General features: G+C 49.0%; 15 protein-coding genes. 7 read left to right on the top strand and 8 right to left on the bottom strand.

Going from position 1 to position 16777, the window contains the following annotated elements:
• From ACWIP2_RS07035 to ACWIP2_RS07015, 5 genes are all read right to left on the bottom strand, one after another.
• Positions 1–593 (bottom strand): succinate dehydrogenase/fumarate reductase iron-sulfur subunit (locus ACWIP2_RS07035; protein ID WP_448519206.1); only part of this gene is annotated, 593 nt, incomplete at its 3' end.
• Positions 594–633: 40 nt separating this feature from the next.
• The gene (locus tag ACWIP2_RS07030) at positions 634–2550 is read right to left on the bottom strand and encodes a fumarate reductase/succinate dehydrogenase flavoprotein subunit (RefSeq protein WP_448519205.1); all 1917 of its coding nucleotides are present in this window, start codon (positions 2548–2550) and stop codon (positions 634–636) included.
• Positions 2551–2651: 101 nt separating this feature from the next.
• Positions 2652–3332, bottom strand: coding sequence for a succinate dehydrogenase cytochrome b subunit (locus ACWIP2_RS07025; RefSeq protein ID WP_448519204.1), 681 nt, complete (start codon positions 3330–3332; stop codon positions 2652–2654).
• A gap of 121 nt (positions 3333–3453) precedes the next feature.
• Positions 3454–4821, bottom strand: coding sequence for a lipopolysaccharide biosynthesis protein (locus tag ACWIP2_RS07020; RefSeq protein WP_448519203.1), 1368 nt, complete (start codon positions 4819–4821; stop codon positions 3454–3456).
• Positions 4822–4865: 44 nt separating this feature from the next.
• Entirely contained in the window at positions 4866–5120 is a 255-nt protein-coding gene (locus tag ACWIP2_RS07015) for a hypothetical protein (protein ID WP_448519202.1), read from the bottom strand.
• Between the two features lie 121 nt (positions 5121–5241).
• On the opposite strand from ACWIP2_RS07015, the gene ACWIP2_RS07010 reads away from it, so the two are divergent.
• A complete protein-coding gene (locus ACWIP2_RS07010) occupies positions 5242–6924 on the top strand; it encodes an amidase (protein WP_448519201.1) in 1683 nt (560 codons plus the stop codon).
• 12 nt (positions 6925–6936) lie between these two features.
• Here ACWIP2_RS07010 and ACWIP2_RS07005 read toward each other — a convergent pair whose 3' ends face one another.
• The 3 genes from ACWIP2_RS07005 to ACWIP2_RS06995 are packed head-to-tail and all read right to left on the bottom strand — an operon-like array spanning position 6937 to position 9395.
• Positions 6937–7710: an enoyl-CoA hydratase/isomerase family protein gene (locus ACWIP2_RS07005; RefSeq protein WP_448519200.1), complete on the bottom strand. Its 774-nt coding sequence runs from the start codon at positions 7708–7710 to the stop codon at positions 6937–6939.
• Between the two features lie 33 nt (positions 7711–7743).
• Positions 7744–8124: a nuclease A inhibitor family protein gene (locus ACWIP2_RS07000; protein ID WP_448519199.1), complete on the bottom strand. Its 381-nt coding sequence runs from the start codon at positions 8122–8124 to the stop codon at positions 7744–7746.
• Between the two features lie 2 nt (positions 8125–8126).
• Complete coding sequence (locus tag ACWIP2_RS06995; RefSeq protein ID WP_448519198.1) at positions 8127–9395, bottom strand: serine hydrolase; 1269 nt, start codon at positions 9393–9395, stop codon at positions 8127–8129.
• A 60-nt stretch (positions 9396–9455) separates the two neighbouring features.
• Between ACWIP2_RS06995 and nagB the strand changes: the two genes are divergently transcribed.
• From nagB to ACWIP2_RS06965, 6 genes are all read left to right on the top strand, one after another.
• A complete protein-coding gene (gene nagB / locus ACWIP2_RS06990; protein WP_448519197.1) occupies positions 9456–11387 on the top strand; it encodes a glucosamine-6-phosphate deaminase in 1932 nt (643 codons plus the stop codon).
• 94 nt (positions 11388–11481) lie between these two features.
• Positions 11482–11793, top strand: coding sequence for a 50S ribosomal protein L21 (rplU, locus tag ACWIP2_RS06985; protein WP_448519196.1), 312 nt, complete (start codon positions 11482–11484; stop codon positions 11791–11793).
• Positions 11794–11813: 20 nt separating this feature from the next.
• On the top strand, positions 11814–12074 hold the full coding sequence (gene rpmA, locus ACWIP2_RS06980; protein ID WP_448519195.1) for a 50S ribosomal protein L27: 261 nt from the start codon (positions 11814–11816) through the stop codon (positions 12072–12074).
• A 245-nt stretch (positions 12075–12319) separates the two neighbouring features.
• On the top strand, positions 12320–13981 hold the full coding sequence (locus ACWIP2_RS06975; RefSeq protein ID WP_448519194.1) for a choice-of-anchor Q domain-containing protein: 1662 nt from the start codon (positions 12320–12322) through the stop codon (positions 13979–13981).
• A gap of 255 nt (positions 13982–14236) precedes the next feature.
• Complete coding sequence (locus ACWIP2_RS06970) at positions 14237–15775, top strand: OmpA family protein (protein WP_448519193.1); 1539 nt, start codon at positions 14237–14239, stop codon at positions 15773–15775.
• Positions 15776–15834: 59 nt separating this feature from the next.
• On the top strand, positions 15835–16773 hold the full coding sequence (locus ACWIP2_RS06965) for a DnaJ C-terminal domain-containing protein (protein ID WP_448519192.1): 939 nt from the start codon (positions 15835–15837) through the stop codon (positions 16771–16773).
• The last annotated feature ends 4 nt before the right edge of the window (positions 16774–16777 follow it).

The raw sequence follows: 16777 nt of genomic DNA, 5'->3' as shown, positions 1-16777 counted from the left end.
CGGTCGAAGCGCTCAGCCTGACCTTGAGGCAGCGAGTTGAGATGCGCCAGTTTTGCCGAGGTGAAGAGCATCGCCGAGCCGTTGGGACACGCCGCCACACACGCGCCGCAGCCGATACAGGCTGCCGCATCCATGGAGCGGTCCGCCTGTTCTTTGGGCACCGGAATGACATTCGCGTCGGGAGCCTGTCCCGTGTTGACTGAAATATAGCCGCCCGCCTGCACGATGCGGTCAAAGGCAGAACGATCGACAATCAAGTCTTTCATCACCGGGAAGGCTTTGGCGCGCCATGGCTCGACGGTGATGCTGTCACCGTCCTTGAATTCGCGCATGTGGAGCTGGCAGGTCGTGATCGCTGCTTTGGGGCCGTGTGCGATGCCGTTGATAACCAGACCGCACATGCCGCAGATGCCTTCGCGACAGTCGTGGTCAAAGGCGATCGGGTCTTCTCCCTTGAGCAATAGCTCCTCGTTCAACACATCAATCATTTCCAGAAAAGACATTTCGGGTGAAATATCTTTGACTGCATAAGTTTTGAGTTCGCCCTTACTGTTGGCGTTTTTTTGTCGCCAGATTTTGAGTGTCAGGTTCATATCTTGAGCGTCTTTGGTTCATGAATAAAAACAAGGATTTTTACTTGTAGCTACGTTGCGTCAGTTTTACATTCTCGAAGATCAGTTCTTCTTTGTGTAAGACAGGCTGCTCTTTGGGGCCTTTGTATTCCCATGCAGCTACATAGGCAAATTTTTCATCGTTGCGCAGTGCTTCGCCGTCCGGAGTCTGGTACTCCTCGCGGAAATGTCCGCCGCAACTCTCTTCGCGATTCAGCGCATCGTCCACCATCAGCTCGCCAAGTTCCATGAAGTCGGCAACACGGTTTGCTTTTTCAAGCGTAATGTTCAACTCTTCGTTGCTGCCGCCTACGCGTACGTTTTGCCAGTATTCCTCGCGCAACTCTCGGATCTTCTGCTTTGCGCCTTTTAGACCTTCGGCGTTGCGCGACATACCGCAATAGTCCCACATAATTTTACCAAGTTCTTTGTGGTACTGATCAACGGTTTTCTTACCGTTGATGTTGAGCAGTGTATCTATCTGATGCTTAACACTCTGCTCGGCTTCAGTAAATGCGGGATGATCAGTATCAATTTTATCATTCCAGCCAATGTTTGCCAGATAGTCGCCAAGTGTGTACGGGATGATAAAGTAGCCGTCTGCCAGCCCCTGCATCAAGGCAGATGCACCGAGACGGTTTGCACCGTGATCAGAAAAGTTTGCCTCGCCCAGTGCATACAAACCCGGAATGGTTGTCATCAGGTTGTAATCTACCCAGAGGCCACCCATTGTGTAGTGCACGGCAGGGTAGATGCGCATGGGGGTTTTATACGGATTTTCACCTGTAATTTTTTCGTACATATCGAACAGGTTGCCGTATTTGGCGCGGATTGTCGCCTCCCCGTCGCGCTTGATTGCATCTGCAAAATCCAGATAAACTGCTAGCTTAGACGCGCCTACGCCGCGACCTTCATCGCAAACATACTTGGCATTGCGGCTTGCTACGTCGCGCGGTACGAGGTTGCCAAATGAAGGATATTTACGTTCTAAGAAATAGTCGCGCTCATCTTCCGGAATGTCTGATGCCGGTCTTGTATCACCTGCCTGTTTAGGAACCCAAACGCGTCCATCATTGCGCAGTGATTCAGACATCAGCGTTAGTTTAGACTGGTGATCACCTGTAACAGGGATGCAGGTAGGGTGAATTTGTGTAAAGCAAGGATTGCCGAACAGCGCACCTTTTTTGTGCGCACGCCATACTGCGGTTGCATTGCTTCCCATAGCGTTGGTAGAAAGGAAGAATACGTTGCCGTAACCACCTGTACAGAGCAAAACAGCATGAGCCGAGTGGCGCTCAATTTTGCCTGTGATCAAGTTGCGGGTGATGATGCCGCGTGCTTTGCCTTCGTGTACTACCAGATCCAGCATTTCGGTACGCGGATACATTTTTATCTTCCCGGCAGCTATCTGGCGGCTCATAGCGCTGTAAGCGCCGAGCAGGAGTTGCTGTCCGGTTTGACCGCGGGCATAGAAAGTACGCGACACCTGCGCGCCACCAAACGAGCGGTTAGCCAGCAAGCCGCCATACTCACGGGCAAAAGGCACGCCTTGCGCTACGCATTGGTCAATAATATTTACACTCACTTCAGCCAAGCGATAAACGTTTGCCTCGCGTGCGCGATAGTCGCCACCTTTGATCGTGTCATAAAACAAGCGATAAACACTATCGCCGTCGTTCTGATAGTTTTTGGCAGCGTTGATACCGCCCTGTGCAGCGATACTGTGCGCACGACGCGGACTGTCCTGAAAGCAAAAAGCTTTTATGTTGTAGCCCAATTCTGCCAACGAAGCCGCCGCAGAAGCACCTGCTAAACCTGTACCGACAACGATAATGTCGTACTTGCGCTTATTGGCAGGATTGACCAATTTCAAGTTGAACTTGTGCTTGTTCCACTTTTCGGCTAAAGGGCCTTCCGGTATTTTGGCATCTAATTTCATAATCGGCTGTGGATTTGTATTGTATGAATAATTTGTGAATCAAATTTGTTTGAAAGCAGGCTAAAAAGCCACGATAAAAATGCTGCGTCTGAGGCAAGGAATTACATTGCGCGTAGGTACATCAGTACCGGAATAGCTGCGTAGCCGAGCGGAATCAGAATAGAGAAAGCCAGACCGATTGTCTGAATGAGAGGCGTATATTTCACATGATTCAAACCTAAGGTCTGAAATGCGCTTTGGAAACCGTGCGACAAATGAAAGGCGATAAAGCCCATGCTAAACACGTATAATGCAACAATTATCGGGTTTTTGAAAGATTTGCTTACAACCAGATATAAATCTTTCATCTGCATCCCATCAATGCCTATCATAGGCATATCGCCGAATTTAGCCTGCCACCAAAACTGGCTCAGGTGTCCGACGATGAAAAGCAGAATGAAAGTACCCAAAAAGCCCATGTTGCGCGAAGCCCATGAAGCGTTGTTGCCGGCAACGATAGCATACTGCACCGGGCGCGCTTTTTTATTTTTCATCGTCAGTACTACAGACTGGATGATGTGTAATAAAATAAAGGCAAAGTTGCCAATAGAGATCACCCTGATTAGCGGATTTTCGGACATGAATTTGGCGTAAATGTTGAAAGATTTGCCGCCGTCGTTAGCAAGCAGCTGCAGGTTGCCCAACAGGTGAACTACTAAAAATAGACATAAAAACAAGCCGGTAAGTGCTACAATAACTTTGCGGCCAATGGTGCTGGTAAGAGTCTTGGTAAACCAGTTCATAGGAAAAGCGGGTTTATGCTTGAAAGATGATCTGAATAACGATTGAATTTCCTCAAAGCTAATCGCAAATGCTTTTTAAAGCAATTTACCACACAGATAAGATAACAAAAAACACATAAAATCAGGCATAAAAAGCGATGTAGAGTGTGTAGGCGATGCCGATTACCAGCGGCGGTATAAATAATTTTTGCTCAAAATGCCAGAATTGTAAGCCCCAGAAGCGATAGCTATGATAGGCGCAGTAGGCGTTGTAGAATAGGATACAACTAATGATTGTGGCGAGTGGCTGGGCCAAAATGCCTGTGTAGGGTGCCAGCAAAAAGGCAACTGTAACGAAAATTGCACCTGTAACGCTGCTGACAATGTGCCAGACGATGCGGTTGCTGATCGTAAAAAAATGCAGGTGCATCGCCCCATGCCTTTGCAAGAGTCCACCCATACCCAGCAACGCCCACAGCAGCGGATCGGGAAACTGTACGTTGCTACCGATGAACTCCAGCACCTGCCTGCCGACCAGTCCCGCAGCGATCCACGGGAGCAGATAGGCCCAATAGGCCCGCTGCATTCCTTGCCGGGCTACTCCCATCAATACGCCAATTTCTTTAGCAGCAAACAGCGAAGCCAGCCGCGGCAGTTTACTGTAGAACGGGGCAAGCGAAAAGTCGGTAATCATTTGCAGGATACGCACAGCTGTTGTAAAGGATGCGCTTTGTGCGGCAGGTACAGTGCGGGCAAACAGCAGTACCGAGATTTGTGCCGTTCCGAAAGCAAAGAGTATACCCAGCCCCGAACGCCAAGCAACCTGCCATACTTCTGTGAATAATTCTTTTGCAAAAGGCATTTTCTGTTGTGTGTACGCTCGGCCCAGATGGTGTGCTAACCAGCGGTTGCGCCATACGCCAACCAGTACCCAGAGTTGATTGGTGGCAATAAGTCCCAGTACGCCGCCCTCTGCAAGCAGCACTGCGAGGTTGGTCAATGCTGCGCCAATACCTGTCAGAATCTCCCAGCGCCGCAGCGCGGGGATATGGTTCAGCCCTTCCAGAAATGCCTTGTAGCGGTTGCCTTGCAAGTAGATCAGCGATGCGAACAGTACCACAGCCCAAGCCTGCCAGCCTGCCTGCGGGCGGTTCAGTGCTTCGATGAAAGGGCGAAGGTAGTATGTACCTGCCGGCAGCAACAAAGCGAAAGCAGCGATGCCCAGCCATGCGTAAATACCGCGCATGGTGTTGTACAGTCGCACGATCCGCTCCTCGTCGTTGTAGCCCCGTGCAATGGCAATCAGTCGGGAAAAGGTAGGTGTAAAACCTAAGTCAATAGCCGTTTGCAGGCTGACAATAAAAAGCAGAATATTCCAAAGGCTTACTTCAGCAGCATCTAAGCGACGCAGTGCAAGCGGAAGCACCAGCACGGAAAGCGCCCGTGCAGCAAAACTACCCCATGTGGTCAGGGTGGGCGAGTTCCAAAGAAATAGCAGGAAACGTTTCACTAATAGTTATTCAGCCTGCAAATAAAAATCAAGGCAGGCGAATTTCAGCGAACGCGCTCTTTTGTTTGCGAAGGATCAGGCGCTCCCGGAGGCAGAATATACACGCCGGGAGGCAGGTCTAACTTGGGAAAGTCCTTGGGCCACGAGCCTTCTCCATCGTCGCCGTTATTAGTATCGCGATCGGATTTGCGGAAGCGATTTGGATAGGCGGCCGAGCGTGCACCTCTGTGCAGCATAGCAAACAAAACTGCATAGGTGCTTAAAAACAGCAAAATTTTAATAGCGATCAACATTGTCATGGCACAAAAAAATCAGGCAGTAACAGAATATTGCAGGTTACCCAAAATTAACAAATGATTGTCAGAATCAGTTGTTTCGCAAAAAGTTTTTGTTATCTTTTAACATTTTGATTCGCAATACATGAAAGTAAAATCTTACGCAATTCTGCGCAGTAAAATAGCGCTGCTGCTGACTGCTATTTTTTGTCTTTCGCTGGGTGCTTTTATAGGCAGACAGTGGCGGGCAGATGTAGCCCTAATCACCCCTGCAGTTGTAGCAGAAGCCGCAAAAATTATCGGTCTGGATTTTACCCAAGTCGAGCGCGACTCTATGATTGATGAACTGGTGCGGGCCAGAGAAAACTATGCGCGCATGAGAACCGTCCCGCTGCCCAATCAGGTAGTTTCGGCGCTGGATTTTAACCCACTGCCGGTTGGTTTTAGCATGGAAACCAAGCAGTTGCCTTTTAAAACGTCGCCGCAGGGCAAAGTAACGCTGCCTGCCAATCGCGAGGAGTTGGCGTTCTATTCAGTAACCCAACTGGCAGAACTTATCCGCACGCGCCAAATTACATCGGAAGAATTGACCCAATTTTTTATTGAAAGACTGAAAAAGTACGATGAAAAATTGTTCTGTGTCGTAACGCTTACCGAAGAGCGGGCATTGGCAGAGGCGCGTCAGGCCGATGCAGAGATCAGGGCGGGGCGCTACAAAGGTATCCTGCACGGCATTCCTTACGGCGCAAAGGACTTACTGGCTGCCAAAGGGTATCCGACTACTTGGGGATCGCCTATTTACCGAAATCGGGTGATTGATACAGACGCTGCTGTTGTGCGCCGCTTGCGCGAGGCAGGCGCTGTATTGGCTGCTAAACTTTCCGTTGGCGAATTTGCATGGGGCGATGTATGGTTTGGAGGCATGACGCGCAACCCTTGGAATATGAATCAAGGTTCAAGCGGCTCTTCGGCAGGTTCGGCCGCGGCAGTGGCGGCGGGGTTGCTGCCTTTCGCTATCGGTACGGAAACACTTGGGTCTATTGTTTCGCCTTCAACGGTCTGCGGCACAACTGGCTTGCGCCCGACCTACGGCAGGGTAAGCCGCGAGGGTTGCATGGCGCTTTCATGGTCAATGGATAAAATCGGCCCAATTGCTCGCACGGTGGAAGACTGCGCTGTCGTATTCAATGCCATCTATGGGCCCGACGGTAAAGATCAACACGTGCGCAATTTCCCTTTCAACTACGACGGCACGCAGAGTATCAAAGGCTTGCGCATCGGTTATGTAAAGGCAGATTTTGAACGCAATTATCCCTTCAAACAAAACGATTCGCTTGCGCTGGCAAAATTGCGCGAAATGGGGGTAGAACTGATTCCGATAGAGTTGCCGTTGCTGCCCATCCGCGAGTTGGGGCTGATCATCAGTTGCGAAGGCGGAGCGGCATTCGATGAACTGACCCGCACCAACATGGACGACCAGATGGTGCGTCAGGTAAAAAACGCTTGGCCAAACGTATTCCGTGCCGGCAGGTTCATTCCGGCGGTGGAGTACATCCAAGCCAACCGCATCCGCACGCTGCTTATTGAAGAAATGGCGGAAAAACTGAAAAATATTGATGTGTATGTAGCGCCTTCATGGGCAGGCAGCAACCTAACACTGACCAACCTGACGGGGCATCCGGCGGTGGTTGTTCCCAATGGTTTCCACAACGGTACGCCAACAAGCATTACCTTTACAGGCAAACTTTATGGCGAAGGCGCTTTGCTGCGATTTGCCAAAGCCTATCAAGACGCTACAGATTTTCACAAAAAGCATCCTTCGCTGTAAAAACGCGAGCGCTTACCACGAAAGCGGCTCTTTGTTGAGAAACGAAGCAATGCCTCGTTTGCAATCAGGGGTTGCGCGGGCAGTTGCATTTTGCGCTGCGGCATAGGCAAGCGCATCTTCTAAGGTCATGGCAGGCACATCGGCAATCATTTGTTTGGTGGCTGTCATGGCTTCTGCCGAGTTGCTGGTGCAGAGATGCAGCGCCAATTCCTCTACGCGCTGTTGCAGATTTTCAGGCGCAACAATTTCGTTGACAAATCCAAACTGCATGGCTTTTTCGGCGCTGATGAGGTCGCCGGAGAGGAGCAGTTCCTTAGCGCGCCCTTCACCGATTTTGCGCAGCAGAAATACCATGACAATAGCAGGAATGAAGCCGATTTTTACCTCTGTATAGCCAAATTTTGCATTGGGGACGCTGACTACCCAGTCGCAGACAGTAACCAGCCCGCAGCCGCCTGCAATGGCATGGCCCTGTACCTGTGCAATCACTACTTTGGGCAGGCGATAGATTTGCAGGTACAAGTCTTTCAGGTAGGTAGAATCTTCGAGGTTTTCTTCATAAGAAAGTCCCTGCAATCTTTGCAGATAGTCCAAATCCGCACCGGCGCAAAATACCTTGCCTGTTGCACGAAGCACAACCACTTTGACAGTATCATCAGCAGCGGCAGATGCAAAAGCCTCTTTCAGTTCACTGACTAACTGACGGCTGAATGCATTGCGCTTTTCAGGGCGGTTGAGCGTGATATAGGCAATGCGCCCTTCGGTATGATAAATCAGAGATTCCATAGCAAATTGTTTAAGGTCGGGCAAAAGTACAGCCTATGTCTCTACCACTGAGGTACTGATGGCGACAATTCCTTCGGGGCTGTTGCCGATGATCCAAACTTGCTTTCGGCCGCCTTCGATGCTTTTATAGACGCGCAAACCGTCTAAATGCCGCAAAATACCATCTTGAAAGGCTGCAAACCGTGCCACAATGGCTTTGTCTTCGGCGCTGTGCCATTCCTGAACGGTGGCGGCGTAGCCCAGAACGTCGGCGAGGCTGACTTCTTCCATACCCTCCGGACATTCGGGGAAGGCAGTAAGCGCTGCAATCTCAAAGGGCGCTTCCGACTCGCTCAGCAGCAGCAGCCCATTAGACAGGCGACGCAGTTCCCTGATAGTTGCACTTTCAGGGGCTTGATTGTCAATTGGTAACATACTTAGTAAGTGAATTTAAATTTGCTCAGATCGGGTTTATGCTGGCGTTTGCGTTTTAGTTCATATTCGTAAATCACGCGCCCCAGATTTGCCATGAAAGGGAAACCAATGCTTTCGTATTCGTACTTGTCGTCATTGAAAATGCCATTTTCATTGACATGGATGACAGCGCTCAGCATAAACTCCACGCCATTGTCAAAGTCCACGATATAGGCATTGTCCAATAGGTAGCCGTAAGCATCGCCTACTTTGTTAAAAATGCGGATGTTTTTTGGGATGGGCTGTTTAGTGTCGCCGTACATGAAGAATTTGCAGTAGCCGTCGTAGTTGCAGCAAGTATCCGTGTAGGCAGGGTAGCCGCCACTCTCTTTAGGATACATGCTCATGTGTTTGTAGATGAAACGGTAGTCGTCTTTGGTGAGATTGAAGCGCTGCACAGGCGGTACGCTTTCGGGCAGCATGAGGCTTCGCAGGATGCCGTGCATGGCAGAAAGCGGATAGTAGTTTTTATCGCCAAAGTCCATCGGCTTTTCGATCAGTTCTCCTGCGGGATTATTGCGGAAGCTCATATAGCCTTTGCCTTTGAGCGTAGTGGTTAGCGTATTAGGATAGATTTTTTCGTTTTTCACTAAGGGCTGTTGGTAGATGATTTGATCGCCCTGATAAAAAGTGATTGGGTTCGTGTAGCGGGCGGTTTCTTCTGTATCGCCAACAGAAAGGCGATGGATAATGCGCACATTGAAGCCCTTGCTACGCAGCGATTCGTTCAGTTCTTCCTGTCCAATAAACTCATAGAGGCGATTGTAGGCATCATTATCGCTGACGAGCAATATTTTTTTGATATAATGGCCAATCGAAGGCAGCCCGTTAGGCGAGGTTTCATCCTTAGCAACCGCTGTTTGCCGTGTAAAGGCGCTGTCTATGCGCAAAGGTGTGTCGCGGTTGAGTCCTTTAATATTCAAACGATTGATTTTTTCTAAAGCAACAAGCGCGGCAGGCAGTTTAACGGTGCTTGCCGGGTAAAAATATTGGCTATCGTCCAATCGGTAGGTATAGTCTGTTAGGATCGGGCGATTTTTTTTATCGCGATCTATTTGTGTGTAGATGATCTGCACCTCATACTTGGCAGGGTCGTTTAGGACAGTACTAAAAAGATCGCGGCGACTTTCCAGCAATTCTGCTATAAATTTGTCCTGTTGCGCATACACAGATAAGGCGCTGCTCATCACAAATATCACAGGGAAAACAAAGTTGATGCTTATGCTTTTCATAGGCGCTTTAATTAGCTTTACAAACATAAATTTTTTTGAGCGACAAATCATCACAAACTCATGGGACAGTATCGGACAACAGCCGAATTAGATCAACTCAGGAAATTTGAAAAAATACCTGTAGAGATCTATCCGGATGCGGTAGAAGCATCGAAAGCAGTGGCACAGGAGATTGCTGCACTAATCAAAATCAAGCAAAAAAAAGGTGAAATAGCAGTGTTGGGGCTTGCAACAGGCTCTACACCTACCAAAGTTTATGGCGAGTTGGTGCGGATGCACCGCGAAGAAGGCTTGAGTTTTTCCAATGTAATTACTTTCAATCTGGACGAGTATTATCCGATGCAGCCTGATTCGCTCCAGAGCTACGTCCGCTTTATGAACGAATACTTGTTCGATCATGTAGATATTCCGCGCCAGAACATTCACATTCCCGATGGTACGATTCCTATTGAGCAGGTAGATGCTTTTTGCCATGAATACGATCGGAAAATTGCAGCTGCGGGTGGCATTGATATTCAACTGCTGGGTATCGGTCGGACGGGGCATATCGGCTTCAACGAGCCCGGTTCGTCAAAAGAGTCTGTAACCCGTCTGATTACTTTGGATCGCCTGACGCGCATTGATGCTGCCAGCGACTTTTTTGGGGAGGAAAATGTGCCGCGACGTGCCATTACGATGGGGGTGGGTACTATCCTAAAAGCTCGTAAGATCATCCTCATGGCATGGGGCGAAGGCAAAGCCAAAATGATCCGCAGCACGGTAGAAGGCAATATGACCGAGATGATCCCTGCAACGTTTCTGCAATCTCATCCCAACAGCGTAGTTGTGCTGGACGATGCCTCCTCGGCGGAACTGACGCGCATCAAAACGCCGTGGCTGATCGGGCCTTGCCGCTGGAACAATCCACAACTGACCCGCCGCGCTGTGGTGTGGCTCTGCCAGCAGGTAAACAAGCCAATTTTGAAGCTGACCGACAACGATTACACCGAGCACGGCATGAGCGAACTTGTAACCGAATACGGGCCGGCCTATAATATCAACATTCAGGTATTCAATCAGTTGCAGCACACCATTACAGGCTGGCCCGGCGGCAAACCCAATGCAGACGACAGCAACCGCCCCGAGCGCGCCAAGCCTTTCCCCAAGCGAGTGGTAATTTTTAGCCCTCACCCCGACGACGACGTGATTTCGATGGGAGGAACACTGCTCCGCCTCGTAGATCAGGGACACGACGTACACGTGGCTTACCAGACTTCAGGCAATATTGCCGTTTTTGATGACGATGCGATCCGCTTCGCCGATTTTGTGAACGACATTAGCAAGTCTATAAACTTGCAGGGCGATGCCGTCAAGAATTGGTTCAATACCATCGTCGAGTTTATTCGCAACAAACAGCCCGGTCAGGTGGATATTCCTGAGGTTCAGATGATTAAAGGCATGATTCGCCGCGGCGAAGCCAAAGCAGCCTGCCGCTACTGCGGAGTGCCGGACAGCAACATGCACTTTTTGGACTTGCCGTTCTACGAAACAGGGCGCGTGAAGAAAAATCCGATTGGAGAGGTAGATATTCAGATTACGATGGATTTGCTCCAATCTATCAAGCCACATCAAATTTATGCTGCAGGCGATCTTTCCGATCCGCATGGTACGCATCGCGTATGTTTGCAAGCTGTACTTGAAGCCTGCGAGCGCCTCAAAAACGAGAAGTGGATGAAGGATTGTTACATATGGCTGTATCGCGGTGCATGGCAGGAATGGGACATTGACCAGATCGAAATGGCAGTGCCCATCAGTCCGCAGGAGCTACTGCGCAAGCGTCGCGCAATTTTCAAGCATCAATCACAGAAAGACCGCCCGTTGTTTCCCGGTTCAGATGCCCGCGAGTTCTGGCAACGCGCCGAAGACCGCAACCGCGCAACCGCCGAAATGTATGACAAACTTGGGCTAGCAGAGTATGAGGCAATCGAAGCCTTTGTCCGCCATCAACTGTAACAACGAAGGCTCAAAACTTTTGCAGGGCATTTTGGCAGTTCGGAATAATTAAGCTAATTTTGCCCCACTTTTTCCATTTATCAAAACGAATAAGATGTACGCAATTGTAGAAATCGCCGGACAACAGTTCAAGGTAGAAAAAGACCGTTTCATCTACACGCATCGTTTGGAAGCAGCTGAGGGCGATACCCTCACTTTCGACCGCGTATTGTTAGTAGATAATGACGGCACCGTAAACGTTGGAACTCCGACAGTATCGGGTGCGAAAGTAACAGGTAAAGTGCTTGCCCATGTCAAAGGCGAGAAAGTAGTGGTTTTCAAGAAGAAGCGCCGCAAAACTTACGTGAAGCGCAACGGACACCGTCAGCAGTTTACCAAAGTACTCATCGAAGAAATCAACGCATAAGTTTAAACTCTTATACGACTATGGCACACAAGAAAGGGGTAGGTAGCTCCAAAAACGGTCGCGAATCGGAAAGCAAGCGTCTCGGCGTTAAAATTTTCGGAGGCCAGCAGGCAATCGCAGGCAACATCATCGTTCGCCAGCGCGGCACTAAGCATCATCCGGGTAAGAACGTGGGTATTGGAAGAGACCACACCCTGTTTGCCCTTGTAGATGGCCTTGTAAGATTTAAGCGCAGCAAAGACCGTTCTTTTGTATCGGTTGAGCCTGTAACACAGGGCTAATTTTCTCGCTGAAAAATTGAGTAGTCAGGCTGTCCATTGCGGACAGCCTTTTTTGCGCAAGCGCTTGTCATGTGAAAATTATTTTAACCAATCGGTAGTCTTAAACTGTGTGTGGCAGTCTGGCTATTGACTGACCTAAGTGCTGCATGGCTTGTCGCACCCTGTCATTTTTTACCCGTAACTGAGCGGCAAAAATAAATCAAGTTTCTTTTCGTTGTAGTTGAGCATTAATCCTGTAAGTCAGTATGAGTCGCAACAAAACGGCAGTTATCAGCTTCTTATTTATCAGTTGGATGTGTGTTTCCTGTAACTTTTTGGTTAAAGATGAAGAAAAAGTTGCTCCAAGCACAGCGCAAAACCCATTACAAGCTTGGCAAAGCAAATACGCTTTTGAAAAAGCGAGCGATTTTGCGGTCGTTTTTCCCGAAGCGATTGGCCCGACAACCATCGTAGGCAACGGTACGCCCCAAAGCGTAACCCGTCAAGCCTTGCAAGAAGCGCTTGACAAAGGCGGGCGCATAGAAATTAACAGCGGCGGCGCGCCGGTTACGGTTTATGTAGATAGAACGCTTCGCGTAAGCAAGCACGGAACAGTCATTGACGGCAAAGGATTGCTTACCTTAGACGCGCGAGGCGAAAGACGGATTATGTACTCGGTTGGCGCTCATACGCCCGGCACAGGAGGCCCCAACAACCGCACTTTCCGTTGGGGGATTCAAGGCATCGTATTCAGAAACGGGCGCACCACTGGCGGCCCGCTGAGTCAGGCGGCGCCCAGCAGCAATAACGATGGCAGCGGCAACGGCGGACAAGCGGGCAGCGGCGCGGCTATCTGGATTGGCTTATGGAATCAATGTACTATCCGCGCCTGTCAATTTATTGATAATCAAACCCGATTAAGCCCTGCCAACGAAGAAACCGGCGGCGCGGTTTACGCGCGCGGCGGCTCAAGTTCTGAACTGACGATTGCAGACTCTTATTTTGAAAACAACCGAGCTACAATAGGCGGCGCTATTAACAGTTTGCTAACGAATTTGAGAGTGGTGCGCTGCGGCTTTTTCGGCAATCGTTCCAGCAATCATGGCGGGGCGATATACACCGACGGCGGCGCATCGGACGGCAACCCGCCCGTTAATACAAGCGGATTTGTAACTCTCGAGGCATGCGTATTTGAAAATAATTTTAGCCCTACGCAAGGTGGCGGAGCTTTCCTTTATGTTTATGGTGGAAAAATTAACGTTATGGAATGCATTTTTGAAAAAAATACTTGTGGAACAGCTAACGGAGGATTAGGCGGCGGCCTGCGCGTGGGTAACGGCGATAGCCAAATACGACGCTGCGCTTTTATTGACAACAGAGCGCTTGGACAAGGGGCAGGTTTGTGGAGCGGCAGCGGCGCCAATTTTACAACCCTTGTGGAAAACTGCACTTTCTTTGGTAACGTGGCTGAAAATCAGGGATTAGGAGGAGCGATGGCAATTAATTCCCAAAAATGCTCTCTGATGAATTGCACACTATTCAATAATCGGGCGCATCAGGGCGCGGGAGTTTTTGGAGGCGCAGAGTTTGTTTTCCAAAACTCTCTTTTTGTTGATAATATCGCCACTAATCCTTGGGGAACACACTACAACATCCAAAGCAATCTTAATCATATTTCCAGAGGCGGCAACTTACAGTGGCTCACGCAGAACGTAGGCAACCAACGCACAAGTATTCGCAACACTGATGCGGAAAATCCCCTCTTAGAGCCTACGCTCGACCGCCAAAGCGGATTTACGCCTATCATTAAATTACAGTCTGCAAGTCCGGCGCGCGGCAAAGGCATTACGGGCAATAACGCGCCGGATGTAGATCAGCATCTCAAACGGCGCGTTGGTCGCAACGATGCAGGCGCGTTTCAACTTTAAAATTAGGCGGCGGTTTGGCGCGAAAGCGGCAAAGATGTATTGTATTCTAAGCAATTGATAGTCAGGTAAAAAAGCCTTGTAGGTTGCGCAAATCTGCAAGGTTTTTTCATGATCCATTTCATCAGTTTGGCGCGCTGCTCTACATTAGGCAGGAAATTTGTTAAAATTTGCGTAAAATGCGTTTCGCGCCCCTGAATAATTTAACCTTCAACACAAAAGCGCGTTTTTATCTATCATAAACTCAATTGCACTGCGATGAGCAAAAAACATTTTATTCCACTGCTTCTATTGGCAACTTTGTTTACATTTTGGGTATGCAATAGCCGAGCGCAGGAATTTCAGTTGGAACGCACCCTGCAAGGTCATGAAGGGCAGGTGCAAAACATCCGTTTCAGCCCTAATGGAAAAATGCTTGCCAGCGGCGGATCTGACGGACAAATCATCATTTGGGACGTTGCCACAGGTAGAATCCTGCGCAAAATGAAAGGACATGCCAAAACAGTTTACGAAGTAACTTTTAATAAAGACGGCAAGCTATTGGCAAGCGCCGGCGAAGAAGGAACGGCTTGTGTATGGGAGGTAGCCACCGGAAAAAACATTGGCTGCTTTCAAAACAAACCTTTTCCTACCTTTTCGGGTATTTTTAAGCAGGACTTGGTATCGGTTTCTTTTGTAGTGTTTTCACCCAACAGCCGCTATATCTATTTCAGCGGTGACAACGGCTACATCATGAAAGCCGATCTCAAAATGGCGATTTCGGGTCAAGTACAGCCCGCCGAAGTGATTCATTCCACCAACGAACCCAGCGGCAGGTGGTATAGCACCGTGACAGGCGGCACCGTTTCGCAAGATGAGAAGTACCTTGTAGTAACGGTGGGCAATTTGGTCAAATTTATAGACCTTAATAATGGCATTATGGCGCGTTATTTTCGCTATGATGGTAATTATCTTAACGATGTAGTAAATGGCCCCTTCCCTAATAGCATCGCCACTTGGAGTTACGATGGCAAAGTTACTTTATGGAATGCTACCAATGGGCGTATTCTAAACAGTTATCAGGTAACTGACCCTGAAAATTACAGCGGTGCATCTTTCAGTCGCGATGGTAAGCTAATGGCTACGTCTGCTTACGGTTCTTCTGTGCGCATATGGGATTTGAGCAACGGCAAACTCATCGCTACTTTGGGCGGGCATCGGCAGATAGTGCGTATGTCGCGTTTCAGCCCTACCGACGAACTGATTGCATCGGGCAGTTACGACGGGACTATCAAACTCTGGCGACTCAAAAAGCCCGAACCCGAAGAGCCTGTCGTAGCCCACATCCCCGAGCAGCCAAAACCTGAACCTACACGCCCGGTACCTCAGCCCAACCGTTCGCCGGAAAACAGCAACAACAACAATACGGGTAAAGAGAGCAGCATTGTATTCAAAGACGAGAAGGTGGAGGTGGGTAAAACGATCCAGTTGTCTAATGTTTTGTTTGAGCAAAGCAGTTTCATGTTGCGCCGAGAGTCTTATTCCGAATTGGACAAGTTAGTTGAATTTCTGAAAGAAAATCCAAATATTTCAATTGAGTTGCGCGGACATACAGACAACGTAGGCGATCCGCAAAAAAACCAAACACTTTCCGAACGACGCGTAGCAGCAGTAAAAAATTACATCACACAGCGCGGGATTAAGGAAGACCGCATAGCAACGGCAGCTTTTGGCGGCTCTATGCCAATTGCCGACAATGGTACTGAAGCCGGACGACAGAAAAATCGCCGCGTAGAAATGAAAATCCTCAAATTGTAGCGAACCCAAAGCACAAAGGCTTCGTTAATACAAGGAAGCCTATTTTTTTAACCAACAACATGGAATACAAAGACTACTACAAGATACTGGGCGTATCTAAAAACGCTACAGCAGACGAGATAAAGAAGGCATATCGCAAATTGGCCAAGCAATATCACCCCGATAAAAACCCGGGCGATAAGGTTGCAGAAGCTAAATTCAAAGAGATAACCGAAGCCAACGAGGTACTGAGCGACCCTGAAAAGCGCAAATACTACGATCAATTAGGAGCAGACTGGGCGAAATACAGCCAGTACGGCGGAAACCCTGAAGACTTCATGGGCAGACAAACATATAGGGGCGGACGTTCGTGGCGGCAGGAGGAAGGCGGTGGATTTAATTTCGGCGATATTTTCGGCGAAAGTGGCTTTTCTGATTTCTTTCGGCAGTTTTTTGGCGGGGCAGAAGAAGCACAAACCTCATCCCGCAGGGCTACAGGTATGCGCGGTCAAGACTATGAAACAGAAATAGAAATCTCTTTGGAAGATGCGGTCAATGGTGTAACCCGCATCTTATCGGTAATGGATAAAAAGTTGCGCCTCAAGATCAAGCCCGGGGTAGCCGACGGGCAAACGCTCAAACTGACCGGACACGGCGGCGAAAGTACCGTTCCTGGTGGTACTAAAGGCGATTTGTTTGTGAAGATCAAGATAAAGCCACACAAACTCTTCGAGCGCAAGGGAAACGATCTATACTACACCCTGCCTGTTAATAGCTTTGCAGCCATTATTGGTGAAAAGGTGAATATCAATGTGTTGGGAACAGAAGTGGCATTTCCTATCCCAAAAAACAGCGACAGCGGTAAGGTTTTCCGTCTGAAAGGCAAAGGAATGCCTGTTTACGACAACCCCGAGCAACGCGGCGACCTGTATGTAACCCTACAGATACACTCGCCGAAGAATATCAGCGAAGAAGACAGGGCTATTATCAGCCGCCTTGCGGAAAAATACAAATCCTAAAGTA

Source organism: Rhodoflexus sp., assembly GCF_053489755.1.
This window is presented reverse-complemented; position numbering and strand designations above follow the sequence as displayed.

Excerpts from the sequence above, each read along its gene's own strand:
- ACWIP2_RS07005 (WP_448519200.1), bottom strand. The coding sequence starts at position 7,710 with ATGGAATCTCTGATTTATCATACCGAAGGGCGCATTGCCTATATCACG.
- ACWIP2_RS06970 (WP_448519193.1), top strand. The coding sequence starts at position 14,237 with ATGAGCAAAAAACATTTTATTCCACTGCTTCTATTGGCAACTTTGTTT.
- rplU (WP_448519196.1), top strand. The coding sequence starts at position 11,482 with ATGTACGCAATTGTAGAAATCGCCGGACAACAGTTCAAGGTAGAAAAA.
- ACWIP2_RS06965 (WP_448519192.1), top strand. The coding sequence starts at position 15,835 with ATGGAATACAAAGACTACTACAAGATACTGGGCGTATCTAAAAACGCT.
- ACWIP2_RS07025 (WP_448519204.1), bottom strand. The coding sequence starts at position 3,332 with ATGAACTGGTTTACCAAGACTCTTACCAGCACCATTGGCCGCAAAGTT.
- ACWIP2_RS07010 (WP_448519201.1), top strand. The coding sequence starts at position 5,242 with ATGAAAGTAAAATCTTACGCAATTCTGCGCAGTAAAATAGCGCTGCTG.
- rpmA (WP_448519195.1), top strand. The coding sequence starts at position 11,814 with ATGGCACACAAGAAAGGGGTAGGTAGCTCCAAAAACGGTCGCGAATCG.
- ACWIP2_RS07015 (WP_448519202.1), bottom strand. The coding sequence starts at position 5,120 with ATGACAATGTTGATCGCTATTAAAATTTTGCTGTTTTTAAGCACCTAT.
- nagB (WP_448519197.1), top strand. The coding sequence starts at position 9,456 with ATGGGACAGTATCGGACAACAGCCGAATTAGATCAACTCAGGAAATTT.
- ACWIP2_RS06975 (WP_448519194.1), top strand. The coding sequence starts at position 12,320 with ATGAGTCGCAACAAAACGGCAGTTATCAGCTTCTTATTTATCAGTTGG.
- ACWIP2_RS06995 (WP_448519198.1), bottom strand. The coding sequence starts at position 9,395 with ATGAAAAGCATAAGCATCAACTTTGTTTTCCCTGTGATATTTGTGATG.
- ACWIP2_RS07000 (WP_448519199.1), bottom strand. The coding sequence starts at position 8,124 with ATGTTACCAATTGACAATCAAGCCCCTGAAAGTGCAACTATCAGGGAA.
- ACWIP2_RS07030 (WP_448519205.1), bottom strand. The coding sequence starts at position 2,550 with ATGAAATTAGATGCCAAAATACCGGAAGGCCCTTTAGCCGAAAAGTGG.